Origin of the sequence: Paraburkholderia sabiae (genome assembly GCF_030412785.1) — a bacterium.
In the GTDB taxonomy this organism is placed as follows: Bacteria; Pseudomonadota; Gammaproteobacteria; order Burkholderiales; family Burkholderiaceae; genus Paraburkholderia; species Paraburkholderia sabiae.
In genome coordinates this window covers 2,043,004-2,067,276 of the sequence record NZ_CP125296.1, presented here as the reverse complement: position 1 = coordinate 2,067,276, position 24,273 = coordinate 2,043,004, and the positions used below count along the sequence as shown (strand labels likewise).

Here is a 24,273-nt window from a genome sequence, read left to right as displayed (position 1 = left end):
AAGCATGTCTCAACTACTCGAACAAGACCGCGCCTTTTTCGAACTGGCGCAGCGGCGTAACGTGCTCTTCTATCACAAGGGCTACTTCTCCCATAACATCGTCGCGGCGATGGGCGAGGTGGTCAAATTGCAGCTGGAAATTGCAGGCGTGAGCGGACCGACGCGCCGCAAACTGTTTTCATCGTTTGTCGAACTGTCGCAGAACATCGTGCACTATTCGGCCGACTCGCTTCAGCCCGACAAGGAAGGCGGCGGCTCGATCCGCGAAGGCGCGGTGTGCATCACGACCGAAGGCGACCGGCATCTGATGATGTGCGTCAATCCCGTCGCGACGGCTGACGTCGAAGGTCTGCGCAACAAGCTGGAGCCGTTGCGCAGCATGTCGGTGGAAGAAATCAGGCAGGCCTACAAGGACTCGTTGCGCGCCGAAACGCCCGAGGAAAGCAAGGGCGCAGGGCTGGGTTTCCTGACGATGGCGCGCGATGCGAGCGCACCGCTCGAATTCGCTTTTCATCCGCGTGCCGACGAACCCGGAACCACGCTGTTTTGCCTCAAGGCCATCATCTGAGTTTAAAAGGCACGAGCTATGGACAATCTCTACATTGCCGCAACGGCGACGTCGCCGGAAGTCGATTTCAAGTTCGATCAGCACCAGTTGCTGCTGCGGGGCGAGTCGTATCCCGAGAACGCGGCCGCATTTTATTCGCCCATCATCGAACAGTTGCGTCAGTACCTGACGGAATCGACGGGCGCGGTGATTACCGTCGACGTCGTTCTCACTTACTTCAACAGCTCCAGCACGAAGATGCTGTTCAGCGTGTTCGACGCGCTGGACGAGGCGGCGCAGTCGGGCAGCCGCGTGCTGATGAACTGGTATCGCGACGAAGAGGACGAAACGATTGCCGAATTCGGCGAAGAACTGAAAGCCGATTTCCACGCAATCGAATTCACCGATCGCCCGGTCTCTCACCAAGGATAATAAGGTGCCCCCGAACTCCACGTTGTACGCGCCTGTCAGCGACGCGCCCGATCTGTTCCAGAACGAGAATGAGGCGCTAGAGAAGGCGCGCGCGATCCATGCGGCTGTCGACGCGGATGCGGGCGACTATCGTCAGTCGCTGGGCGAACTCATCGGGCACTTCGAACGTTTGATGCGCGAGACGCGCCGGCTGATCGGCCGCAGCGATCGCGCCGAACGCGAAATGCAGGCGCTTGCGCAACAGCTCGCGCATCGCGCGACGCATGATGCGCTGACGGGCGTGTTCAACCGCAGCGCCGTGATCGAGCGGACCACGAAAGCGCTGCGTCACGACAGCGCTGTGATGATCATTCTCGATATCGACGAGTTCAAGCGCGTCAATGACGATTTCGGTCATCCGGCAGGCGATGCCGTGATCATGGGGATCGTCGAATGTCTGCGGCGTATCGTCGGTGAGCGGGGTTTTATCGGCCGCGTGGGTGGAGAAGAGTTCACCGTGCTGTTGCCCGCGCACGAACCCGCTGAAGCGCTGCGGCAAGCCGAGAAAATGCGCGAAGCAATCGGACGTCAAGTGTTTGGGTCGCCCGTGGATCGCCGCATCACGGCGAGCTTCGGCGTCAGCGCCAATCCGCCGGGAACGACGTTCGATACCGCGTATGGCCTCGCCGATGCCGCGCTTTATCGCGCGAAGCGTGGCGGGCGGAATCGCGTGGAATTCGCTAACCCGTAATCGCGTCGATGCCTGAGCGTCACGTCAGCGACGGCTGCAAATAGCCCGTCAGAATCAGCGCGGTTTGCGTCGCGCCGAACAGCACGATCAGCAGCGCGCCTGCGATGGCGACGACGCGTTGCGTTGCCTTGATCTTCGAGCGAAGGCGAAAGCCGCGCGTCATGATGAAGCGGTTCGCGCCCACGGCGCCGAGCCCGAAGAGCGTCACGGTCAACGCGACACCCGCGCCGATCGCAAACGTCGCCGCGATGCCGACCCACGGCGCGTGCGCCGCCACCGATGCGATCAACACGAATATCGATCCGACGCATGGGCGGATGCCCGATGCGAAACCCGTCGCGAGAATCTGTGAGATGGTCGACGAGCCGGGTCGTGTCGCGATTGCGGATTGGCGCGTGTGAAATTGCAGACGTGTGCCGAAATATGAAGGTTCGTTCTGCGACACCTGCGAGGATTGCGCGGCGCGTTCGTCGGGTACCAGCTTCAGCGCGCGTGGATCGGCACAGCAGTCGCGCCGCGTGAGCGTCGTGTAGATCGTCCAGCCGCCTGCCACGCAGAGCAGCGTATAGCTTGCTATGTCGAGCGACGCAGCGTTCGACAGCACGCTCGACGCGCCTTCCTTCGCGAACCACACCGCGCCGAACACGAGCACGATAGCGCTCATCGCCTGCACGGCCGCGCTCCATGTCGCGAGCGAAATAGCCTGGACGATGCGCGAATCGCGTGAGCCGAGATACGTGCCAGCCACGAACTTGCCGTGTCCTGGGCCGATCGCATGCAACACGCCGTACGCGAACGAGAGCGCGATCAGTGTGAACCACGTCCATGGCGCCGACGAGCGATGCAACTGCTGTGCGGCATCGGCGATGCGCGCGTTGAGCTTGCCTTGCCAGATGATCGAGGTCGCGAGTATCGTGCGGATGAACTCGGGCAGTATGACTTGTTGAGTTGCTTCTTTAGCAGGCTGTGGGCTTGATACAGCGGATGCCGAAGACGCCTGCACGGGTCTTCCAAACACGTCCACAACGGGTGTCGCCGCATGCGCAGACGCGATCGACGTGATGCAGGCGACGGCCACGCACAGCGCTAACAGAACACGGAGCAAGTGGCGTTCGAGCATCAGCATGATAGAGCCGTCGCTTGTGGCACGACGATGCCGTTGAAGATCGGATGCGCGTGGTCCTGAAACGGCTTGGCCGTGCATGTGGATGCGGCGCGTCCATCGATCGAAATTGCGTTCGCGCCATCCGGTTCGTAGTCGACAAAGAACGACTCATCCCAGATGCCGAGCGAAACCTTGTGAGACGTTACGTCGACGGGCTTTTTGAGCGGTAGCGTAAAGGTATAAACGAGCTTGCCGTGATCGATCGACACGCGGAAACCGGTCGGATCGCCTAAAGGTTGCGCTTCGCCGTCCGCGTAAAGACGCGTGAAGTATTGCGCTCCCGCAAGCGACGAAAAGGCCTGCTCGCGGAAAATGGCAGTCTGTTTGGCATCGAGCGGTCCGTTATCGGGCAATGTATCGATGCCGACGAGCTGCACTGGAAAGCCTTCTGAAAAGCGCCACGTTTCGGCAATTGCGATTACTGCTTTGCTCTGCATTTGCACGTGCGCGGTATAGCGTATCCACACATGCGGATGCGCGGCGGCTGCACCGGATACGACCAAAGCGGCGAGCGCGGCAAAACGCACGAGCCGCCTGATGACGGAAAGATTCAACATCGCGTGTGATTGTTGGTTCTACGATGACGCGGGCATGTCGCGAACCGCAAGCGAGCTTGCCTTGATGCTTTCTTTAAAGGAGTCATGCAGTAGCGTGAAAGCGCGCGCCATTGTCGCATGCGCGTGTGTGCAGTGCGCATGGCGTCGCGATATTGGCACAGCCGGCATCATGCGGGACAATCGTGTCCATCCGGCGACATCTGTCACGAGGAGCCTTCATGTCGATACTGATACTGGGGTTGGTGCTGTTCCTGGGCGGGCATTCCGTCCGCATCGTTGCGGAAGACTGGCGTCAGGCGCGCATCGCGCGGATGGGCGAGAAGAACTGGAAAGCGGCCTATTCGATCGTGTCGCTGATCGGATTGGTGCTGATCATCGTCGGCTACGGAATCGCGCGGCGACAGCCTGTCGTGCTCTGGGCGCCGCCTGTGTGGGCGCCGCACCTTACAGGGCTCCTGACGCTGATCGCTTTCATTCTGTTTCCAGCTGCGCATGCGCCGGGCAATCACTTCAAGGCAATCGTCAAACATCCGATGACGGCAGGCGTCGGCCTGTGGGCTTTCGGGCATCTGATTGCCAATGGGACGTTGAACGCGGTCGTGCTGTTCGGCGCATTTCTCGTATGGGCAATACTGGATTACGCGGCGGCGCGGCGGCGGGATCATGCCGAAGGCATCGTTTATCCGAAAGGCACGTTGTCACGCGACGTGATGCCCGTTGTCGCGGGCTTTGTCCTCTGGATTGCGTTTGCGTTCTTCCTGCATGGCTGGCTGATCGGCGTGAAGCCGTTCGGCTAGAACGTTCGCGTCACGAGCGCAGATCCGCCAGCATCTGATCGGCGAGAAAATCGCACGGCGGTCGGGCGGAACGCGCGCTGCGCGCCAGCACGACTTCGAGCGGGGCCATCGGCGGCAAGCCTTCGGCCTCGCCGACTTGCGCGAGATGCGGCGGCACGCTGCAACGCGCGAGCGGCGCAATGGCCAGCCCCGCCTCGACCATGCAGATCAGCCCCAAAAGACTGGGGCTTTCATACGACATCCGATAGCGGATATTGGCCTGCTGCAGCGCGCCGATCGCATGCGCGCGTGCCGTGCTGCCCGGCGCGAAGACGGCGATAGGCAGCGGTCGTTCCTTCCATATCTGCTGATTGCCGCGCGCGGCCACCCATACCATCGGCTCCGAGCGGATCGGTTCGCCCGTGATGCCGCGTGTCTTCGTGATGCACGCGAGATCGAGCGTGTTGTCCTTGAGCAGCGGAACGAGCGCGCTGCTGGGCATGCCGATCACGCGAACCTGCACGCGCGGATGCGCGACCGCGAATTTACGCAGCACGGTAGGCAGCAGCGACGACGCGTAGTCGTCGGGTACGCCGATCGTGACACGGCCGCGAATCTCCGGACGCACCACCGACGACCACGCTTCCTCACGCATCGCCAGCATCTTCCGTCCATAGTCGACCAGCATCCGGCCGTCTTCCGTCAACGCGACGTTGCGCGTGGTTCGCAGGAATAGCGGTTTGCCGAGCGCTTCCTCGATGGTCTTGATCTGCATGCTGACGGCCGACGGCGTGCGATGCAGCGAAGCCGCGGCGCGCGCAAACGACCCCGTATCGGCCACGGAGATGATCATTTCCAGCACGTCGAGATCGAGCTTTTTCATCGCTATTCGATTACTCAGAAAAAATGAAGAATCCGTTCAGTTTAAATCGTTTTACTTAGCTGTCCCGCACTCCGATACTGCAATCGTGACGTATCGCAGGAATGACGAGGTAGCGCATGAGATCGATGGTCGAATTCATCACAGTGGGCGGCATGCTGGCCGTGACGCCCGGCCCCAACATGGTGTACGTGATGATGCGTTCCGTCGCGCAGGGCACGCGAGCAGGACTGATCTCGCTGGCGGGTGTGATGCTCGGCTATCTGACGTACATGTTCGGCGCCGCGTTCGGCATTACGACACTGTTTCTCGCGATACCCGGCGCGGGACGCCTGCTGGCGATATGCGGTGCAAGCTACCTGCTGTATCTCGCGTGGCAGATGCTGAGGCCGGGCGGGCGCTCGCCGCTGCAGGTCGAAGTGAAATCGATCGAAAAGCCGCGCCGTCTGTTTGCGATGGGCGCGACGACGAGCCTGTTGAATCCCAAGCTCGCGCTGATCTTTCTGTCCTTGCTGCCGCAGTTCATCGACTATCACGGCGACAGCGTATTCCGGCAGTCGCTGACGCTGGGCTTCTCGCTGATTTTCGCGTTCGCGTCCGTCAATGCGGCTGTGGCGACGTTCTCAGGCAGCCTCGCGCGTTTTCTTTCGACACGCCCACATTGGCTCGATGTTCAACGCTGCGTGATGGGTGCGATGCTTTTTGCGCTCGGCCTGAAGATGGCGCTGGATGCTTGGCATTGGAATCTGACTGCGTGATCTTGCGCCGCTCTTCAACGTTGATCGTTTACTCGATCGGAGAAGCAAACACCATTGCCTTCTCGAGAAAGTTCGCAGTCTTCGCTGGCGTCGATTCGATACGCGACGCGAGCGCGAGACGAATCGAAATGGGGTTGCCGAGCACGTCCGTATAGACGACGCCTTCAACGCGAATCTGGCACACGGAAGCGGGCACCAGCGAAACACCGAACTCCGCTGCGACCAGATTCACGACCGACGACAACTGCGGCGCCTGCTGACCCGCAATCGGCTCGAAACCTGCTTCCCTGCACGCGCCAACGATCACATCGTGCAGCGTGGGGCTTGCTTCGCGCGGCAGCATCACGAACGGATCTTCCGCGAGTTCGGACAGCGCGATCTTGCGTTTCTTCGCGAGACGATGCGTGGCGGGCAGCACGATTTTCATCGGCTCGATGGCGATGTGATGGAACTGCACGCCAGCAGGCGACTGGCTACCGAGCCGCACGAACGCAACATCCACGCGGCCGTCGTCGAGATAGGCGAGCAGTTGCGCCGTATTGCCTTCGGCCAGCGTCAGCGTGACATTCGGATAAGCCTGCCGGTACGCGCGAATCAGCTTCGACACGACAGGATTGAAAGCCGCCGAGCCCGTGAAGCCGATATTGAACTGGCCGATTTCGCCGCGCCCGGCGCTCTGCGCCTTTTCGACAGCAAGGCGCGTGTCGTGCAGGATGCGCTTGGCATCGGCGGCGAACGCTTCGCCCGCTTCCGTCAGCACGACGCCGTGCCCCGTGCGGCGGAACAGGCGCACGCCGAGTTCGTCTTCGAGCGCGTGAATCTGCTGGCTGAGCGGCGGCTGGCCGATGCCCAGTCGTTCCGCCGCGCGCGTGACATTGCGCTCGTCGGCGACGGCGAGAAAGTAGCGGATATGGCGCAGTTCCATGCGATATCTGTAAAAGCTATTTCAGAAAGACGCGATAGATATTGGACAGTATAACAGTCCCGCGACAAAATATCGCTATCGCGCGGTCCGCCGCCTGGAAGTCTCCCCGGATAACGTCCCCAAACAAGCGTCAAGAGGAGAAAGCAGGACGCGTCGCGCCTGTGATCGTTTCTTTTGAAATGCCGAAAGGGGTCTATTTGTGGCTGACACTTTGAAAAAACCGAGGCCGGAATTCCGGAACATCGGTATCGGGCAGATATTGACGGCATACCGTCTCCCGCTGGCGGGACGCGTGTCGATTCTCCACCGCGTGAGCGGCGGGCTGCTGTTCATCTTCCTTCCGTTCCTGCTTTACCTCTTCGACCAGAGCCTGACTTCCGAACTGAGCTTCGAGGTGTTCAAGGGCTTCCTGTCGAACATCATCGTCAAGCTGATCACGCTGGTGCTCGCATGGGCGTTCCTGTTCCACTTCTGCGCGGGCGTGCGCCATCTGCTGATGGACACGAACCATGACGCCGTCACGAAGGAACGCGGCAAGAGCACATCGGTGGTCGTGCTCGTTGTGTCGTCGATCCTGACGATTGCCTTCGCGCTCAAACTGTTCGGAGCTTTCTAAAACATGTCCGCTAATAACCGGGTTGGCTCGAAGCGCCTCGTCGTGGGCGCGCACTACGGTCTGCGCGACTGGCTCGCGCAACGCATCACGGCCGTCGTCATGGCTGTGTACACCGTCATCCTGCTCGCGTGGTTCTTCGGCGCGCAGGCATTCTCTTACGACGGCTGGGCAGGCATCTTCGCCACGCAGTGGATGAAGCTCGCCACCTTCGTCGCGCTGCTGTCGCTGTTCTATCACGCGTGGGTCGGCATCCGTGACATCTGGATGGACTACATCAAGCCCGTGGGCACGCGGCTTCTGCTGCAGGCGCTGACGATCGTCTGGCTGCTCGCGTGTGCGGGCTACGCTGCGCAGATTCTCTGGAGAGTGTAAAAGAATGGTTGCAATCAAGAATTCTCTGCCGCGTCGCAAGTTCGATGTGGTCATCGTCGGCGCGGGCGGCTCCGGGATGCGCGCCTCGCTGCAGCTCGCGCGCGCGGGCCTCTCCGTGTGCGTGCTCTCGAAGGTGTTCCCGACGCGTTCGCACACCGTCGCCGCACAGGGCGGCATCGGCGCCTCGCTCGGCAACATGAGCGAAGACAACTGGCACTACCACTTCTACGACACGATCAAGGGCTCCGACTGGCTCGGCGACCAGGACGCGATCGAGTTCATGTGCCGCGAAGCGCCGAACGCCGTCTACGAACTGGAACACTTCGGCATGCCGTTCGACCGTAACGCGGACGGCACGATCTACCAGCGCCCGTTCGGCGGCCACACGGCGAACTACGGCGAGAAGCCGGTCCAGCGCGCGTGCGCTGCCGCTGACCGTACGGGCCACGCACTGCTGCACACGCTGTACCAGCAGAACGTCGCGGCGAAGACCACGTTCTTCGTCGAATGGATGGCGCTGGACCTGATCCGCGACGCCGAAGGCGACGTGCTCGGCGTGACCGCGCTCGAAATGGAAACGGGCGACGTCTACATCCTCGAAGGCAAGACCACGCTGTTCGCCACGGGCGGCGCGGGCCGGATCTTCGCGGCGTCGACCAATGCGTTCATCAACACGGGCGACGGCCTCGGCATGGCTGCACGCGCAGGCATCCCGCTCGAAGACATGGAATTCTGGCAATTCCACCCGACGGGCGTCGCCGGTGCCGGCGTGCTGATCACGGAAGGCGTGCGCGGCGAGGGCGGCATTCTGCGCAACTCGAACGGCGAGCGCTTCATGGAGCGCTATGCACCGACGCTGAAGGATCTGGCGCCGCGCGACTTCGTCTCGCGCTCGATGGACCAGGAAATCAAGGAAGGCCGCGGCGTCGGTCCGAACAAGGACCACGTGCTGCTCGACCTGTCGCACATCGGCGCCGAGACGATCATGAAGCGTCTGCCGTCGATCCGCGAAATCGCGCTGAAGTTCGCGAACGTCGACTGCATCAAGGAGCCGATCCCCGTCGTGCCGACCATCCACTACCAGATGGGCGGCATTCCGACGAACATCCACGGTCAGGTCGTGGGCACCGCGAAGGGCCACGAAGACCCGATCAACGGTTTCTACGCGGTGGGCGAATGCTCGTGCGTGTCGGTGCACGGCGCGAACCGTCTGGGCACGAACTCGCTGCTCGACCTGGTGGTGTTCGGCCGCGCGGCCGGCAACCACATCGTCAAGCACGTGAAAGAGATCAAGGATCACAAGCCGCTCCCGGCCGATGCCGCTGATTTCGCGCTGTCGCGTCTGGCGAAGCTCGACAATTCCAGCTCGGGCGAATACGCGCAAGACGTCGCCAACGACATCCGTTCGACGATGCAGAAGCATGCAGGCGTGTTCCGCACGTCGGCGCTGCTGGCTGAAGGCGTCGAGCGCATTCGCGAAGTGGCCGCACGTGCAGGCCACATCCATCTGAAGGACAAGTCGAAGGTGTTCAACACGGCGCGCGTGGAAGCGCTCGAAGTGGAGAACCTGATCGAAGTGGCGCGCGCGACGATGGTGTCGGCCGAGGCGCGCAAGGAAAGCCGCGGCGCGCACGCGCAGAACGACTTCGAACATCGCGACGACGAAAACTGGCTGCGCCATACGCTGTGGTACAGCGAAGGCGACCGCCTCGACTACAAGCCGGTGCACATGAATCCGCTGACGGTCGAATCGGTGCCGCCCAAGGCACGGACCTTCTAAGGCACACGCACAAAAAGGACCCCACACAATGGCCAAGCGTACATTTGAAATCTATCGCTACGATCCGGACAAGGACGCCGCGCCGCGCATGCAGTCGTACGAGATCGAGATCGACTCGCACGAGCGCATGCTGCTCGACGCGCTGGTGAAGCTGAAGGCGCTGGACGAAACGCTGTCGTTCCGCCGTTCGTGCCGTGAAGGCGTGTGCGGCTCGGACGCGATGAACATCAACGGCAAGAACGGTCTGGCGTGTCTGACGAACCTGAACGATCTGCCGCAGAAGATCGTGCTGCGTCCGCTGCCGGGACTGCCTGTCGTGCGCGACCTGATCGTCGACATGACGCAGTTCTTCAACCAGTATCACTCGATCAAGCCGTTCCTGATCAACGACACGCCGCCGCCGGAGAAAGAGCGTCTGCAGTCGCCGGAACAGCGTGACGAACTCGACGGTCTGTACGAGTGCATTCTGTGCGCGAGCTGCTCGACGTCGTGCCCGAGCTTCTGGTGGAATCCGGACAAGTTCGTCGGCCCGGCGGGCCTGCTGCAAGCCTATCGTTTCATCGCGGACAGCCGCGACGAGGCGACGGGCGAGCGCCTGGACAACCTGGAAGATCCGTACCGTCTGTTCCGTTGCCATACGATCATGAACTGCGTCGACGTGTGCCCGAAGGGGCTCAACCCGACGAAGGCGATCGGCAAGATCAAGGAATTGATGGTGCGCCGGACGGTCTGAGGATGAACAACCCCCACGCTCTCTATCGTTCGCTGCCCCCCGAGGGGGCGGTCAGTCCGCTCGGGAGCGGCCCTTCGCGTACTGACATGGACGACGCGTCACATCAGACCGACCCCCTTCGCCGCGCGCGCCTACGCTGGCGCGCACGGCGCGGCCTGCTGGAAAACGATCTGATCTTCGAACGTTTTTTCAGCCGATATGAGCATGATCTCAGTGATGCGGACGTGGGCGCGCTCACGCGCCTGCTCGAACTGAGCGATAACGACCTGATGGACTTGCTGCTCGCACGCAAGGAACCGGAAGGCGACCTCGCCGACGCAGATGTCAGGCGGGTGCTGGAGATGCTGCGTACAGCTTGAACGCTGTATGCACATTGACGGTAAAAGCAGCGCCTCTCGTCTCTCATCTCGCGTTCGGGCGAGCCTCGAAAGCTCGGCCCGACGCGAGATATCTCTACAGTCGTTCGCCGTCGATTTGCCGGAACAGGGCAATAGCGGCGTTCGCACTGTCATATCCCCTTGACGTCCTGCGCGGATCGGCAAATATTGCCCGACAACCTAAAGCGCTCGCAAATCGTGCCGTTAAACGTTTTACTTAACTCATCGCCAGCAAGGGCTGGCATCGACTAGTATGCGCAACGTTACGGTACGGGCCAGCCTTCTTGCTTTGCTTGTGGTATTCGCGTCGATGATTCTGCTGGGCGGCGTGGTGGGCATCGGCGCGTTGAAGATCACCAACGGCAATGCGCAGAATCTGCGGGACATGGCGCGTCAGACCATTCTCGTCAACGATGCCTACAAGGACACGGCGCGCACGCGCTCGGCGCTGATGCGCGCTTACACGGCACTCAAGGAACGCAACGACACGGCGACGCGCGATTCCGCGTTGCAGAGTGCGCAACGCACGCTCGATCTGTCGGCGCGCGAAACGCAGGCCTTCGAAAAAGCGCCCGCGTTCGACGGTATCGACGCGACGCTCAAGCAGCAGGTTCTCGATTCGGCGGTACAGCTCGCCACTGCGCTCAACCGCGCTTGCGACGCGCTGCGCAATGGCGACACAGCCGCGTACGCGAAGCTCAACGATAGCGACATCACGCTGTCGGGTCAGGTCTACTCGGCCAACGTCGAGAAATTCCAGAAGCTCGCGAACCAGCTTTCCGACGATGCGCTCGCAGCCGGCAATCAGCGCTTTCAGTGGATCGTCGGTACGGTGATGCTCGGTATCGCGATCGCAGTCGGTCTGATCGTGCTGGCCTACCTGGCGCTGCAACGCACGGTCACCAGGCCGCTCTCGCAGGCCGCAGACGCGCTCGACCGCATCGCATCGAACGATCTCACGGTGCGTGTGCCCGAAGCGAGCAAGAGCGAAATCGGCCAGCTGTTTGCCGCGATGCATCGGATGCAGTCGAGCCTGACGCGCACGGTGTCGGGTGTGCGTGAAAGCTGCGAAGCGATCAACACGGCGGCGCGCGAAATCGCAGCGGGCAATCTCGATCTGTCGAGCCGCACCGAAGAGCAGTCGGCATCGCTCGAAGAAACGGCGGCGAGCATGGAGCAACTGACTTCGACGGTGCGCCAGAATGCCGAGCACGCGCGCGAAGCGAACAAGCTCGCCACCGATGCAGCCGATCTCGCGCAGCAGGGCGGTGAAGTCGTCGAGCGCGCCGTGCAGACGATGGCCGAAATCAGCGCGAGCTCGAGCAAGATCGCGGACATCATCGGCATGATCGACAGCATTGCATTTCAGACCAACATTCTCGCGTTGAACGCGGCCGTCGAATCCGCGCGTGCGGGCGAGCAGGGACGCGGCTTTGCCGTCGTCGCCGGCGAGGTGCGCACGCTCGCGCAACGCAGCGCAGGCGCGGCGCGCGAAATCAAGGCGCTGATCGGCGCATCGATCGATCACGTCGAGAACGGCAACGGCCTTGTCACGAAGGCGGGCGCGACGATGACGGAGATCGTGCGTTCGGTGCGCAATGTTGCGGGCATCATGGGCGAGATCACCACGGCGACGGCCGAGCAGAGCGACGGCATCGAGCAGGTCGGTCACGCGGTGAGCCAGATGGATCAGGTCACGCAGCAGAACGCCGCACTCGTCGAACAGGCTGCGGCAGCCGCAAGCGCACTGGAAAGTCAGGCTCAAACGATGCGCGAAGCCGTGTCGGCATTCAGGCTCGCGAAGGCGTTCTGATTCCTCTGCGCTCTCGCGTTTTGCAGCGGGCATTGTTCCGGCAATAATCCGGAAGTTCTTTTCCGCGTCAGAAAAGATGCCCGTTCTCCTCTCTCGCTCATTCGAAGCCGGGAACATTTCCAAAGCAGTGCGCGCCATGCCGCTTTGTCGTTCGAACCAATAGCATCAAGGTTCGAACGGCATCGGCGATCAGGCATCTTCTGCCACCTTCTGCACTAGCACGCCGCGTTTCGCGTGAATCGCGCTCGATGTACCTGCTCTGCGCGGCATCGACACGCTCGCTAAGATCAATCACGTTCATCGTATCGAGTTCACGAACGTGGTGTCGATTGTGTATTTCATAGCACTGCTCTGTTTCAGTGGGCGCATGCGCTCGTCGCGAAACGTCAGACGATGCGCACCAATTGCCGCGAGTTGTTCAATGCGATCACAAGTGTTGTGCCGCTGGTGGTATTTACGTCATGTGTCCGCATTCACATAATCGCCTCACCTGCTGCGAGCCACCGTTCGCAGCAAAGCGGTGACGGTAACAACGCTTGAGACGGGCATTCGTTGAAACGATATGCACGGGATATCAAATCGCTGCGGCGCTCATCGCTCCACTTACTCGTGTTATTGCTAACAGGAGCAGTCATGAAAAACGATATCCTTCCTCAAGTGCCATCGCGTCGTCGCTTTATCGGCGTGGCTGCTGCTGCCGTTGCTGCAGCCTCATTCAGCCGGCTCGCGTTTGCAGAAACGAATCAGTCCATCACGGAAGTTTCTCCGGCAGCAGGCGGTGACAAGACGGCTATTCGCAAACTTCGCGTTCACGTGCCGGAAGCACAACTGACCGATTTGCGCAGACGTATCAAGGCGACGAAGTGGCCTGAACGCGAAACCGTCACGGATGCATCGCAAGGCGTGCAGCTCGCGACGACGCAGAAGCTCGCGCAGTACTGGTCGACGAATTACGACTGGCGCAAGGTCGAAGCGCGGCTCAATGCACTGCCACAGTACGTCACGGAAATCGACGGACTGGACATACATTTTATTCACGTGCGTTCGAAGAACAAGGACGCATTGCCGATGATCGTCACACACGGCTGGCCGGGTTCGATCATCGAGCAACTGAAGATCATCGATCCGTTGACCAATCCGACGGCGCACGGCGGCAATGCATCGGATGCATTCGATATCGTGATTCCGTCGCTGCCCGGTTATGGTTTTTCGGGCAAGCCGACCACGACAGGCTGGGATCCGCAGCGCATTGCGCGTGCTTGGGTCGTGCTGATGAAGCGCCTTGGCTACACGCGTTACGTTGCGCAGGGCGGCGATTGGGGCAATGCCGTCACCGAGCAAATGGCGTTGCTTGCGCCGCCTGAGTTGCTCGCCATTCACACCAACATGCCTGCCACCGTACCCGACGATATCGCGAATGCACTCAAGTACGGCAACCCCGCGCCCGCAGGACTGTCGCCCGACGAGCAGCACGCGTTCGAGCAACTGGACTACTTCTACAAGCACGGACTTGGTTACGCGCAAGAGATGGCGAATCGTCCGCAGACGTTGTACGGAATCGAAGATTCGCCGATCGGACTTGCTGCATGGATGCTCGATCACGACGCGGCGAGTCAGGCGATGATCGCGCGCGTGTTCGACGGTCAGCAAGAAGGGCTGTCGCGCGATGACGTGCTCGACAATGTCACGTTGTACTGGGTGACGAATACGGGGATTTCGTCGGCGCGTTTGTATTGGGAAAACAAGCTGAATTTCTTTGCGCCGAAGCATCTGACGATACCCGTTGCGGTCAGCGTGTTCCCCGATGAAATCTACGCTGCGCCGAAGAGCTGGACGGAGAAAGCGTATCCGAAGCTGATCCACTACAACCGCTTGCCCAAGGGCGGACACTTCGCGGCATGGGAGCAGCCGCAAGCGTTCACCGACGAAGTTCGCACGAGCTTCCGCTCGGTGCGCTAAAGCGCAGACGATGCGGACGCCTTCGTGCAGGCGTCCGCAATGCGGTCCGCCATCTTCCGCTTGACCCTCACGTAGCGTAAGGTTTTAGCCTTCATTGTGCGCACTCAATGGAGGCTTGCATACTGTTGAAAGTAGGGGAACTGGCGAAGAAGAGCGGACTCACGGTCCGTACGCTGCATCACTACGACGCCATCGGCCTGCTCACGCCTTCGGCGCGCGCAGACAATGGCTATCGTCTGTACAACCGCAACGACATCGACCGGCTTCACCGGATTCAGGCGTTGCGCGGCTTCGGTCTCACGCTGGCCGACATCGGCGCTTATCTAGCCCAGCCCGACACGCCTCTTGCCGACATCGTCGCACGTCAGATCGCGATGCTCGACGCGCAGATCGACAAGGCCGCGCGCCTGCGCGGCAGGCTTCACGAACTGCACGCCATGCTGATGGACGGCAAGGAGCCCGAGCTGGCCGACTGGCTCAATACGCTGGAGTTGATGACGATGTTCGACCGCTACTTTTCCCAGGAAGAAGTGGACAACCTGCCGATGTATCGCAAGACGCAGACGCAGTCCGCCGAATGGGCGGAACTCGTCGAGCAGGTGCGCGCGCTGATGGACGCGGGCGTTTCACCTGCCGATGAACGTGCACGCATGCTCGCGGACGGCTGGATGACACTGCTCGCACGCGATACCAACAACGATCCGCGCATGCTCGCCAAACTCAACCGCATGCACGACAACGAGCCGTCGATGCGCGAGAGCATCGGCATCTCGCCCGAGTTGCGCGATTACGTGCTGCGCGCGTTCTCCGAGACGAAGATCGCGATCTATGAACGGTATCTGTCGCCCGATGAGTTTCGCTTTCTGCGCGCGAACTACGGCAAACGCGCGATGGAGTGGCCGCAGTTGATGGCCGACGTGCGCGTTGCGATCGACGAAGGCGCTACGCCCGATTCGCCGCGAAGCCGCGAATTGGCGCTGCGGTGGATGGACCTGTTTCGCAGCTTCGCAGGCGACGACCCGAAAACGCACGCGAAGATCCGTCACGCGTTGCAAACTGAACCCGAGTTGAGCAAGGGATCGTGGGCGAACGAAACGCTGCTCGGCTTCATGCGCGAAGCAGTCGGCCGGCTGCAGTAGTCTTCGCGTTCAATGCGATCGCCCGTCGTAGTGCGTGACGGGCAATGCATCGATGTCGATACCTTCAAGACAGCGCACATTGATGGCCGCCATCGCGTGGCCATCGGGCGCTGTGCCTTCGCCGTGCGTATGTATGCCGCATACGGGGCAAAAGCGGTGACGGATCACGTGCTTGTTGAACATGTAGGTGCTGGCGTCGTCCTCGGGTGTCGAGAGGTGCAGATGCTCGATGGGTACGAACCACATCAGCGAACCTTTGCGCTGACATATCGAACAGTTGCAAGCCATGACGCCCGTGGGTTCGCCTTCGACCTCGAAAGCGATGCGTCCGCAATGGCAGCTTCCTTTGTACGTCATGGCAATGTCCTTGTCGGTGGTTGGCGAGCAAGTTGCGTCGATGAGCGAGGCACGAACGTTTCATTTGCAGTGTGACATAAAGCCACCTTCAGTCGTGCGTCGGCGTGCCGTAAACAAGTTGTAACCAACAAGGAAGGCACGACTGCCATGAAGCTGAGCCAACTGAAGGTGTCGACGCGCCTGCTCGTCGGATTCGGTCTGTTGACGGGTTTGCTGCTCGCTGTAGCGCTGATCAGTTTCTATGGTCTCTCTGCACTGAACGACAAGCTCGATGAAATTGCGCGCGTCAACGGCACGCAGGCACGTCTCGCCAACGAATTGCGCGCGTCGATTCAGGATCGCGCGATCGCGATGCGTAACGTCGTGCTGTACACGACAGCTGCTGACAGGCGCGCCGAAGCCGACCGGGTCGCGAAGCAGGGCGAACTGTATGCGGACGCGTATCAGAAGCTCGACCGCATGTTCGCGGAAGAGGCGGGCACCGACGCGCGCGAGCGTGCGCTGATGGCGGCACTCAAGCAGGACGAAGCCGCTGCCGTCGCGCCGATGAACAAGGTCGTCGAACTCAGTCTCGCGAACGATACGATCGTCGCGACGCAACTTCTGCTCGAACGCGCGCGGCCCACGCAACGTGTGTGGCTCGCGCGTGCCGCCGAACTCGCGAACCTCGAAGACGAGGCGAATCAGATCGCGCAGCAGGACGCCATCGACACATACAAGCGTATTCGCGTGCTGATCGCGGTGATCGTCGCGGCGTCGGTTGCGCTTGCGCTGTTCACGGCGACGCTGATTACGCGCAGCATTTTGCGGCAACTGGGCGGCGAACCGGGCACGGCGCAGGAAATCGCCGCGCAGATCGCGCAAGGCAATCTCGCCGTGAAGGTCGATCTTTCGAACAGCGATGCGAACAGCCTGATGGGATCGCTGGACACGATGCGCGGACGCCTCACGTCGATCGTCGCGAACATCAAGACGGCGGCGGAGTCGATTGCGATGGCGGCGCGCGAGATCGCGCAGGGCAACACGGATCTGTCGCAACGCACGGAAGAACAGGCGGCGTCGCTCGAGGAAACAGCGGCGAGCATGGAAGAGCTGACGTCGACGGTCCGCCAGAACACCGAGAACGCGCGGCAGGGCAGCACGCTCGCGGGCAATGCGTCGCACACGGCGACCACGGGCGGCGACGTCGTGCGCAAGGTCGTCGCGACGATGGACGACATCTCGTCGAGTTCGTCGCGCGTGTCGGAGATCATTTCGGTGATCGAAGGCATTGCATTCCAGACGAATATTCTCGCGCTCAATGCCGCTGTCGAGGCAGCGCGTGCGGGCGAAGAGGGACGAGGTTTTGCCGTCGTGGCGGGCGAGGTTCGCACGCTTGCGCAACGCAGCGCGGCGGCCGCAAAAGAGATCAAGGAGCTGATCGAGACTTCCGTTTCGCATGTGACGACGGGCTCGACGCTCGTGCACGATGCAGGCGAAACGATGGATGAAGTCGTGCGCTCGGTGAAGCGCGTGACGGACATCATGAGCGAAATCGCGGCGGCGTCGACGGAACAGTCGACGGGTATCGAACAGGTCAACACAGCCGTCGCGCAGATGGATCAGGTGACGCAGCAGAATGCCGCGCTCGTCGAACAGGCGACGGCCGCGGCGCAGGCGATGGCCGATCAGGCGGATAGTCTGAAGGCGGCTGTTGCGATGTTCAGGCTCGATGGCAGCGAGCATGCGACGTTTGCAACGGCGGCACGCGCGATGCCGTCGCCGGTAAAGCAAACGCCTGCGAAGAAGGCCGTCGTGCAGCATGCGCGTCGCAACGATGCGCCGGCTGAGGTCGATTGGGAGACGTTCTAGGCGATGTGCTATTGAAGGCGACGTCACCGCCTATACTCCATGGCGATACAGTCGACACTTCAGGAGCCGTTCCATGACCCCACAGCAGCGCTATCTCGCCGAAGCCATCGAACTCGCCTACGCCAATGTCGAAAGCGGCGGGCGACCGTTCGGTGCGGTGATCGTCAGGAGTGACGAGGTCATCGCGACAGGCGTGAACGAAATCCTGCGCACGAACGATCCGACCTCGCATGCGGAATTGAACGCGATTCGCGCGGCGAGCCAGAAACTCGGCTCGCCGGATCTCGCGGGCTGCACCGTATATGCAAGCGGACATCCTTGCCCGATGTGCCTTGCTGCCATGCGAATGGCGGGCGTCGGCGAAGTCGTGTATGCGTACTCCAATGAAGACGGCGCGCCGTATGGTCTGTCGACGGCGCCCGTCTATGCCGATCTGGCGAAGCCCTTCGCCGAGCAATCGATGACGATCCGTCACGACCCCGTTCGTCTGGAATCGCGCGCGGATCTGTTCGCAAGCTGGAAAGCGCGGCAGGGCGTGTAGCGCGCTATACGTGTCTACGGAAAACAGCGAGAATGGTTCATGCGGCGAACCGAACGTAGCGGGCACCCGGTAATGCGATCTGATGCGTCCATGCCGCCAGCGTGCGCGCGACGACGGGTGCCTTGCTGAGAATCGCGCTGTCGTAGACTTTGCCTGCAAAGCGCAACGCATCGACGATGCGAAAACCTTGCCCGCGATAGAACCTGACGAGATGCGCAGCCGGGTACGGCGTATCGAGCGCCAGTTCGGCATAGCCGCGCGTTGCCGCCCAGTGCTCGGCAAAGGCCAGAAGCGATTTGCCGATACCGCGATTCTGCCAGGATGGATCGATGGCAAGCTGGCGGATCGTCGCGACGTCGTGTCGATGGTAGTGCTCGCAGGCCGACTCGCTATCGCTTGCATAAAGCGTCATGGTGCCGATGATTTTCTTTTCGCTGACCACCACGAAGCAGTCGCCGGCTTCAGCGCGCCGAATCGTGACGGCCACATCCTGATCGACACACGTGCAGTTCAGACCCATCATGCCGAGACGTGCGAACGCGCGATGCAGCATGGCCGTGAGTTGCTCGTATGAATCGCGTGACGGATCGAATCGCCGTAGCACCATGCTGCCGATTCCGCGCTTGACACACGCGAGGGGCGAGGGCTCATCGACTGTTGCGTGATGCTTCGACATGAGGTGTCTCCAGGCTTCCTGATGAGCTGAAGTCTAGAGTTCGCCACTATGCGCTACAAGAAAAAATGTCGTAAAGAATTGCGCGGCGTTGAGTTTCTTTTTGCACGTTTTCAGCCTGTATTTACGCTATTTTTACGAGCGCTGTATTTGCGCCGGCGCTGAAGATCATTCGCTTCATTGCGCCGGCTCTTTCTCGCTTTAGCGGCTCTGAATCAGCATGCCCAGCGGCGCCAGCGGCCCGACAGGAATCAACTGATACTTCGCAAAACCGCCTGCGGCGAGCGGCAGTGCATGCACGGCTGCCTGCGCTTCGTCGACCGATTCGACGTTCATCAGAAAGATCACACCCGGTGCATCCTGCCGATACCAGAACTGCTCGATCTTGCCGTCGAGATACAGCTTGAGCGTAGCGGGCACCTCGTTCGGCATGATCTGCTGGCGTTGCTCCGGTGTAAGCGGCTGGGTGATCGAGGCGATGGCGATGACTTTCATTGAAGCTCTCCTGGTGAATGGCGCGCGACGTTGCGCGACGGAGGTCAATGTAGTCTTCCAGCCGAAAAACCTGTATCGTCGTATATGACAACTTTAGGGTCATTTACGCCATGCGCATCGTCGTGCTCGCACTGGATGGACTGTTCGATACGGGGCTCGCCGTGACGCTCGATTCGCTCGGCGCCGCGAACAAGCTCGCTGCCCGGCTGCCGGGCGCTACGCCGCGCTTCGACGTAACCGTGGTGGGCGTACGCAAGCGCGTGCGCTCGGGGCACGGCTTCGCGATTCCCGTGCAGCCGATTACGCCAAACCTGAAACCGGACTGGGTCATCGTTCCCGCGCTCGGCACGACGACGCCGGACTTGCTGATTCCCGCACTCGCGCGTGCCGACGTGAGGCAGGCCATCGCGCAGTTGCAGCAGTGGCACGCGGAAGGCGCGTTGATCGCCGCATCGTGTATCGGCACGTTTCTCGTCGCCGAAGCAGGGCTGCTCGATCATCGGCAAGCGACGTCGACATGGTCGCTCGCGCCGCTCTTCAGGCAGCGCTATCCGAATGTCTCGCTCGACGAATCGCGCATGCTGGTCGCCAGCGATATCGGCGTGACGGCGGGCGCGGCGATGGGGCATCTCGATCTCGCGCTGTGGCTGATTCGCAAGGCGAGTCCGGAACTGGCTACGCTTGTCTCGCGTTATCTGCTTGCCGATATCCGCTCGCTACAGGCGCCGTACATCATTCCGAATCATCTGGCGGCAGCGGACCCGTTGATTCAGCGCTTCGAGCGTTGGGCGCGCGATCATCTGAAAGAAGGCTTCTCGCTACAGGTGGCCGCGAATGCGCTGGCGACCAGTGCACGCACGTTGCAGCGCCGTTGCCAGGAAGTGCTCGGCAAATCGCCGCTCGCGTACTTTCAGGACTTGCGCGTCGAGCGTGCGCAATCGCTGCTGCATGGCAGTGGACTCGATCTCGAAGCGATTGCGGCCGAAGTCGGATACGTCGATGGTGCGACGCTGCGAACGCTGCTGCGTCAACGTCTGGGGCGGGGCGTGAGGGAATTGCGCGCGGATCTGCGCTAATCAAAGATTCGCTAAGCGCGATAAAGAAGGAAGCCATGAGAGCCTCCTCCTTTATCGAATGATGCCTAGTCGTAAAGTACGGCAGAGATCTTCGGATCGTTCATGTTCGACTTGTCGTACCAGTAGAAGCCGGTATCGACTTTCTTGGGCAACTTCTCGCCCTTGAGCGCCTTCACGGCAGAATCGACCACGCATTTGCCGATACCGATCGGGTTCTGCGTAATCGCGCCCGCCATCAGGCCCGACGTGATGTCCTCTTTCTGCTCCTTGCCCGAGTCATAGCCGATCAGCACGAGCTTCTTGCCCGATTCCTTCACGCCGATTGCCGCGCCTTCCGCCGAGCCTTCATTGGCGCCGAAAATGCCTTTGAGGTTCGGATTGGCCTGGATCATCGCCTTGGCGATTTCCGCCGACTTCAGGTGATCGCCGCCACCGTACTGCACGGAAACGATCTTCACGTTCGGATGCTTCGACTTCATTTCGTTCAGGAAGCCGTCGCGCCGGTCGATACCCGTGCGGCTCGTCTGGTCGTGCACGATGACGCCCACTTCGCCTGAATTGCCGATCATCTCGGCCATCTTGTCGGCAGCGAGCGCGGCGGCGGCGAGGTTGTCCGTTGCACAAGTCGTCAGCGGAATATCGCTGTCGACGCCCGAGTCGAATGCGATGACGGGAATCTTGCTGGACTGCGCGCGCTTGAGCAGCGGAATGGCCGCCTTGCTGTCGAGTGCCGCGATGCCCAGCGCTTGCGGTTTCTTCGCGAGCGCCGCTGACAGCATGTCGATCTGTTTGTCGACCATCGCCTCTGTTTCAGGCCCTTCGAACGTGATGCGGACGTTGTGCTCCTTGGCGGATTGCTCCGCGCCCGATTTGACGGCTTGCCAGAACTGATGCTGGAAGCCTTTCGAAATGAGGGGTATGTAGGGTTCGTCCGCGTAAGTCAAACTGCTTGCGCCAGCGAGCGCCCCGACACCGATCGCGATACCGATTAGTCTTCTTTTCAACATGGTTTTCTCCTCCTAAGGTGGGCTATCTACCTCCAGCCGTTGAGAGAGCCTTGCAGTACTCTCCTTTCTTTGATCTTCTACTTCCGCGCAATGACGCCTAGCGCTTCTTGCGTCGCAAGATATCGGCGTACACGGCGAGAATGATGATGAGACCTGTCACCACGATCTGCCATTCCTGTGCGACCGACATGATGCGCAACCCGTTGGTCAGCACGCTCATGATGAACGCGCCGATGATGGTGCCGAGTATCGTTCCCGACCCGCCGCTCAGCGACGTGCCGCCGATCACGACAGCCGCAATCGCCTCCAGTTCATAGCCTTGACCAAGTGCCGGTTGCGCCGAATTCAGACGCGACGCGATGAGCAAACCGGCGACGCCGCAAATAGCGCCGCCGAGCCCGTAAATCGCAATCTTCCAGCGATCGACATTCACGCCCGACAACCGCACGGCTTCTTCGTTGCTGCCTAGCGCGAACGTATAGCGGCCCAGCGCCGTGCGATTGAGTGTGATCGAACTCACGATGGCCAGCACGAACAGAATCAGCACCGCATTCGGCACCGGCACGCTCGGCAGGAAATACGCGATCAGCGAGTCCTGCGAGATCATGTAGAAGTTCTCGGTGTCGGTGAAATAGATCGGTTTGTCGACCGACACGACGAGCGACAGCCCTTTGAGCAGCAGCATCATGCCCAATGTCGCGATGAAGGGCGGGATCTTCATCTTCGCCGTCAACGTGCCCGAGATCGTGCCGCACACCGCGCCCGTCGCGATCGCAGCGATCACGCCGATCCACATCGGCAGATGCCAGTAAGTGAGAAAAACACCGCAAATCACGGCGGTAAATGTCATCAACGTACCGACGGACAGATCGATGCCGCCTGTAATGATGACAAAAGTACTCGCGATGGCGAGCACGCCGTTCACAGCTGTTGCCTGCAAGATGCCGAGGATGTTGTCCATCTGCATGAAGGCGGGCGAAGCGAAGCTAAAGAAGATCAGCAGCAGAATCAGGCTCGCGAATGCGAGCAGTTTTTGCAAAGCCGTCGGCGAAAAGAGTCGGGCTTTGAAACCCGACGATCTTCTTTCGTTGGACAGCGCTGCAGTATCCGATTGCAATGTCATTGCTCTGACCTCTCGAGGCTCATGCCGCTTTCAGGGTTTCGCGCTGTGTCGCGAGATGCATGATGCGCTCTTGCGTCGCCTCGCTGGCGGAGAGTTCGCCAGTGATACGGCCTTCGCACATCACCACGATACGGTCGCTCATGCGCAGGATTTCCGGTAATTCCGACGAGATCATCACGATCGCCTTGCCCTGCGCAGCGAGTGCGCGCAGCAGCTTGTAGATCTCGCTTTTCGCGCCGACGTCGATGCCGCGCGTCGGCTCGTCGAAGAACAGTACGTCGCAATCGCGCTCCAGCCACTTCGCGATCACGATCTTCTGCTGGTTGCCGCCCGACAGCAGACGCACCGGTTGCGTCGGCGAAGGCGTGCGGATCGCGAGCAGATTGATGAAATGCGCAGCGCGTTTGCGTATCTGCATGCGGCGCAGAAAGATGTTCAGGGACAGGAACTTGCCGAGGTCGGACATCACGATGTTCGATTCGACGTCCATGCCCGTCGCGAGGCCGAAGCGTTTGCGGTCTTCAGACAGATAGCCGATGCTGTGACGGACCGCATCGCTGGGACGTTTGATCTGCGCCTTGTTGCCTTTAACAAAGATCTCGCCTGACTCCACAGGATCTGCGCCGAATACCGCCCGTGCGACTTCCGTGCGGCCCGCGCCCATCAAACCCGCAAAGCCCAATATCTCGCCTTTGCGCAGCGTAAAGCTCACGTTTCTGACGAGCGGGCCGGCGTTCAGGTTCTTCACTTCCAGCGCGACGTCGCCCGCCGTGTGCGTGTTCTGATGAGGCTCGACGTCAGCGAGCTTTCGTCCCACCATCATGCCGATGATTGCGGGCACGCTGCTTTCTGCCGTTGCGACAGTGGCCACATATTCGCCGTCGCGCAGCACGGTGACGCGGTCGGAAATCTGCTTGAGCTCATCCATCTTGTGCGAGATATAGATGATGCCGACGCCGCGTTCCTTCAGTTGACGGATGATGCGAAAGAGTTCGGCGATTTCCGCATCGTTGAGTGCGGAGGTCGGCTCGTCCATGATCAGCACGCGCGAATCGAACGACAGCGCCTTTGCGATTTCGACCATCTGCTGGCTTGCAACCGTGAGCGAATCGACCACCGTGCGCGGATCGAGATTCACATGCATCCGCGTGAGGATCTCGCGGGCCTGTGCGTTCAACCGGTCTTCGTCGAGAAACAGGCCTAGACGCCCGCGCGGCTCGCGGCCGATGAACATGTTCTGCGCGACAGTCAGATGATTCATCAGCTGTAGTTCCTGATGAATGATGCCGATGCCTAAGGCCTGCGCTTCACCGGGGCTGGTGAAATCGACGGGCTTGCCGTCGTAGAGAATCTCGCCGGAATCGCGCGTGTAGACGCCCGCCAGGATTTTCATCAGCGTGGACTTGCCCGCGCCGTTCTCGCCCATCAGCGCATGCACTTCGCCCGCCATGAGTTCGAACTGCACTTCGTGCAGCGCTCTCACGCCGGGAAAACTCTTGCTGAGCCGGTTGACGGAAATAAGCGGTGTCATGGCGTGGCAACTATGCGAGAAAAAACCGGAGACATTGCGGAAGCCCTTTGGTGCAAAGCC

Annotated in this window: 26 protein-coding genes; 16 read left to right on the top strand and 10 right to left on the bottom strand. The window is 60.9% G+C overall.

What is annotated here, in order from left to right:
• Positions 1-4 precede the first annotated feature (4 nt).
• The 3 genes from QEN71_RS38725 to QEN71_RS38715 are packed head-to-tail and all read left to right on the top strand — an operon-like array spanning position 5 to position 1,709.
• Entirely contained in the window at positions 5-568 is a 564-nt protein-coding gene (locus tag QEN71_RS38725; protein WP_201649692.1) for a SiaB family protein kinase, read from the top strand.
• An 18-nt stretch (positions 569-586) separates the two neighbouring features.
• Positions 587-979, top strand: coding sequence for a DUF1987 domain-containing protein (locus QEN71_RS38720; RefSeq protein ID WP_201649693.1), 393 nt, complete (start codon positions 587-589; stop codon positions 977-979).
• A gap of 4 nt (positions 980-983) precedes the next feature.
• Positions 984-1,709 carry a GGDEF domain-containing protein gene (locus QEN71_RS38715; RefSeq protein ID WP_201649694.1) on the top strand — a complete coding sequence of 242 codons (726 nt, stop codon included), beginning with the start codon at positions 984-986 and terminating at the stop codon, positions 1,707-1,709.
• Between the two features lie 19 nt (positions 1,710-1,728).
• Here the strand turns inward: QEN71_RS38715 and QEN71_RS38710 are convergent, their stop codons facing one another.
• Complete coding sequence (locus tag QEN71_RS38710) at positions 1,729-2,835, bottom strand: nickel/cobalt transporter (RefSeq protein WP_201649695.1); 1,107 nt, start codon at positions 2,833-2,835, stop codon at positions 1,729-1,731.
• The gene (locus QEN71_RS38705; RefSeq protein WP_201649696.1) at positions 2,829-3,431 is read right to left on the bottom strand and encodes a DUF1007 family protein; all 603 of its coding nucleotides are present in this window, start codon (positions 3,429-3,431) and stop codon (positions 2,829-2,831) included. The genes QEN71_RS38710 and QEN71_RS38705 overlap by 7 nt, the downstream gene beginning before the upstream one ends.
• A 218-nt stretch (positions 3,432-3,649) precedes the next feature.
• On the opposite strand from QEN71_RS38705, the gene QEN71_RS38700 reads away from it, so the two are divergent.
• A complete protein-coding gene (locus tag QEN71_RS38700) occupies positions 3,650-4,228 on the top strand; it encodes an NnrU family protein (protein WP_201649697.1) in 579 nt (192 codons plus the stop codon).
• 10 nt (positions 4,229-4,238) lie between these two features.
• Here QEN71_RS38700 and QEN71_RS38695 read toward each other — a convergent pair whose 3' ends face one another.
• Positions 4,239-5,090, bottom strand: a complete 852-nt coding sequence (locus QEN71_RS38695; protein WP_201649698.1) for a LysR substrate-binding domain-containing protein — start codon at positions 5,088-5,090, stop codon at positions 4,239-4,241.
• A 116-nt stretch (positions 5,091-5,206) separates the two neighbouring features.
• On the opposite strand from QEN71_RS38695, the gene QEN71_RS38690 reads away from it, so the two are divergent.
• Complete coding sequence (locus tag QEN71_RS38690; protein WP_201649699.1) at positions 5,207-5,845, top strand: LysE family translocator; 639 nt, start codon at positions 5,207-5,209, stop codon at positions 5,843-5,845.
• A 28-nt stretch (positions 5,846-5,873) separates the two neighbouring features.
• Here QEN71_RS38690 and QEN71_RS38685 read toward each other — a convergent pair whose 3' ends face one another.
• On the bottom strand, positions 5,874-6,770 hold the full coding sequence (locus QEN71_RS38685) for a LysR family transcriptional regulator (RefSeq protein ID WP_201649700.1): 897 nt from the start codon (positions 6,768-6,770) through the stop codon (positions 5,874-5,876).
• Between the two features lie 199 nt (positions 6,771-6,969).
• Between QEN71_RS38685 and sdhC the strand changes: the two genes are divergently transcribed.
• From sdhC to QEN71_RS38645, 8 genes are all read left to right on the top strand, one after another.
• Positions 6,970-7,386, top strand: a complete 417-nt coding sequence (sdhC, locus tag QEN71_RS38680; RefSeq protein ID WP_290468265.1) for a succinate dehydrogenase, cytochrome b556 subunit — start codon at positions 6,970-6,972, stop codon at positions 7,384-7,386.
• A gap of 3 nt (positions 7,387-7,389) precedes the next feature.
• A complete protein-coding gene (gene sdhD, locus QEN71_RS38675; protein WP_201662969.1) occupies positions 7,390-7,758 on the top strand; it encodes a succinate dehydrogenase, hydrophobic membrane anchor protein in 369 nt (122 codons plus the stop codon).
• 4 nt (positions 7,759-7,762) lie between these two features.
• A complete protein-coding gene (sdhA, locus tag QEN71_RS38670; protein WP_290468211.1) occupies positions 7,763-9,538 on the top strand; it encodes a succinate dehydrogenase flavoprotein subunit in 1,776 nt (591 codons plus the stop codon).
• 28 nt (positions 9,539-9,566) lie between these two features.
• A complete protein-coding gene (locus tag QEN71_RS38665; RefSeq protein WP_201649727.1) occupies positions 9,567-10,271 on the top strand; it encodes a succinate dehydrogenase iron-sulfur subunit in 705 nt (234 codons plus the stop codon).
• A gap of 86 nt (positions 10,272-10,357) precedes the next feature.
• Positions 10,358-10,630 (top strand): FAD assembly factor SdhE, encoded by a 273-nt coding sequence (locus QEN71_RS38660; protein WP_201649995.1) that lies wholly within the window; start codon positions 10,358-10,360, stop codon positions 10,628-10,630.
• Positions 10,631-10,901: 271 nt separating this feature from the next.
• On the top strand, positions 10,902-12,461 hold the full coding sequence (locus QEN71_RS38655; protein WP_201649728.1) for a methyl-accepting chemotaxis protein: 1,560 nt from the start codon (positions 10,902-10,904) through the stop codon (positions 12,459-12,461).
• 633 nt (positions 12,462-13,094) lie between these two features.
• Complete coding sequence (locus QEN71_RS38650) at positions 13,095-14,420, top strand: epoxide hydrolase family protein (protein ID WP_201649729.1); 1,326 nt, start codon at positions 13,095-13,097, stop codon at positions 14,418-14,420.
• A 119-nt stretch (positions 14,421-14,539) separates the two neighbouring features.
• Positions 14,540-15,559 carry a MerR family transcriptional regulator gene (locus tag QEN71_RS38645; RefSeq protein ID WP_201649996.1) on the top strand — a complete coding sequence of 340 codons (1,020 nt, stop codon included), beginning with the start codon at positions 14,540-14,542 and terminating at the stop codon, positions 15,557-15,559.
• A 9-nt stretch (positions 15,560-15,568) separates the two neighbouring features.
• Here the strand turns inward: QEN71_RS38645 and QEN71_RS38640 are convergent, their stop codons facing one another.
• Positions 15,569-15,916 (bottom strand): GFA family protein, encoded by a 348-nt coding sequence (locus QEN71_RS38640; protein ID WP_201649730.1) that lies wholly within the window; start codon positions 15,914-15,916, stop codon positions 15,569-15,571.
• Between the two features lie 147 nt (positions 15,917-16,063).
• Between QEN71_RS38640 and QEN71_RS38635 the strand changes: the two genes are divergently transcribed.
• Together QEN71_RS38635 and QEN71_RS38630 are read left to right on the top strand one after the other, a co-directional pair.
• Positions 16,064-17,767 (top strand): methyl-accepting chemotaxis protein, encoded by a 1,704-nt coding sequence (locus tag QEN71_RS38635; protein ID WP_201649731.1) that lies wholly within the window; start codon positions 16,064-16,066, stop codon positions 17,765-17,767.
• A gap of 73 nt (positions 17,768-17,840) precedes the next feature.
• Complete coding sequence (locus tag QEN71_RS38630) at positions 17,841-18,308, top strand: nucleoside deaminase (RefSeq protein WP_201649732.1); 468 nt, start codon at positions 17,841-17,843, stop codon at positions 18,306-18,308.
• Between the two features lie 37 nt (positions 18,309-18,345).
• Here QEN71_RS38630 and QEN71_RS38625 read toward each other — a convergent pair whose 3' ends face one another.
• Complete coding sequence (locus tag QEN71_RS38625; protein WP_201649733.1) at positions 18,346-18,984, bottom strand: GNAT family N-acetyltransferase; 639 nt, start codon at positions 18,982-18,984, stop codon at positions 18,346-18,348.
• A gap of 198 nt (positions 18,985-19,182) precedes the next feature.
• On the bottom strand, positions 19,183-19,476 hold the full coding sequence (locus tag QEN71_RS38620; protein ID WP_201649734.1) for a hypothetical protein: 294 nt from the start codon (positions 19,474-19,476) through the stop codon (positions 19,183-19,185).
• Between the two features lie 110 nt (positions 19,477-19,586).
• On the opposite strand from QEN71_RS38620, the gene QEN71_RS38615 reads away from it, so the two are divergent.
• The gene (locus QEN71_RS38615; RefSeq protein ID WP_201649735.1) at positions 19,587-20,552 is read left to right on the top strand and encodes a GlxA family transcriptional regulator; all 966 of its coding nucleotides are present in this window, start codon (positions 19,587-19,589) and stop codon (positions 20,550-20,552) included.
• Positions 20,553-20,617: 65 nt separating this feature from the next.
• On the opposite strand, the gene QEN71_RS38610 is transcribed toward QEN71_RS38615, so the two are convergent.
• The 3 genes from QEN71_RS38610 to QEN71_RS38600 all read right to left on the bottom strand — a co-directional run bounded on the left by QEN71_RS38610 (position 20,618) and on the right by QEN71_RS38600 (position 24,213).
• A complete protein-coding gene (locus QEN71_RS38610) occupies positions 20,618-21,559 on the bottom strand; it encodes an ABC transporter substrate-binding protein (protein WP_201649736.1) in 942 nt (313 codons plus the stop codon).
• A 97-nt stretch (positions 21,560-21,656) separates the two neighbouring features.
• Positions 21,657-22,682, bottom strand: coding sequence for an ABC transporter permease (locus QEN71_RS38605; protein WP_201649737.1), 1,026 nt, complete (start codon positions 22,680-22,682; stop codon positions 21,657-21,659).
• Positions 22,683-22,701: 19 nt separating this feature from the next.
• A complete protein-coding gene (locus QEN71_RS38600) occupies positions 22,702-24,213 on the bottom strand; it encodes a sugar ABC transporter ATP-binding protein (RefSeq protein ID WP_201649738.1) in 1,512 nt (503 codons plus the stop codon).
• Positions 24,214-24,273 lie beyond the last annotated feature (60 nt).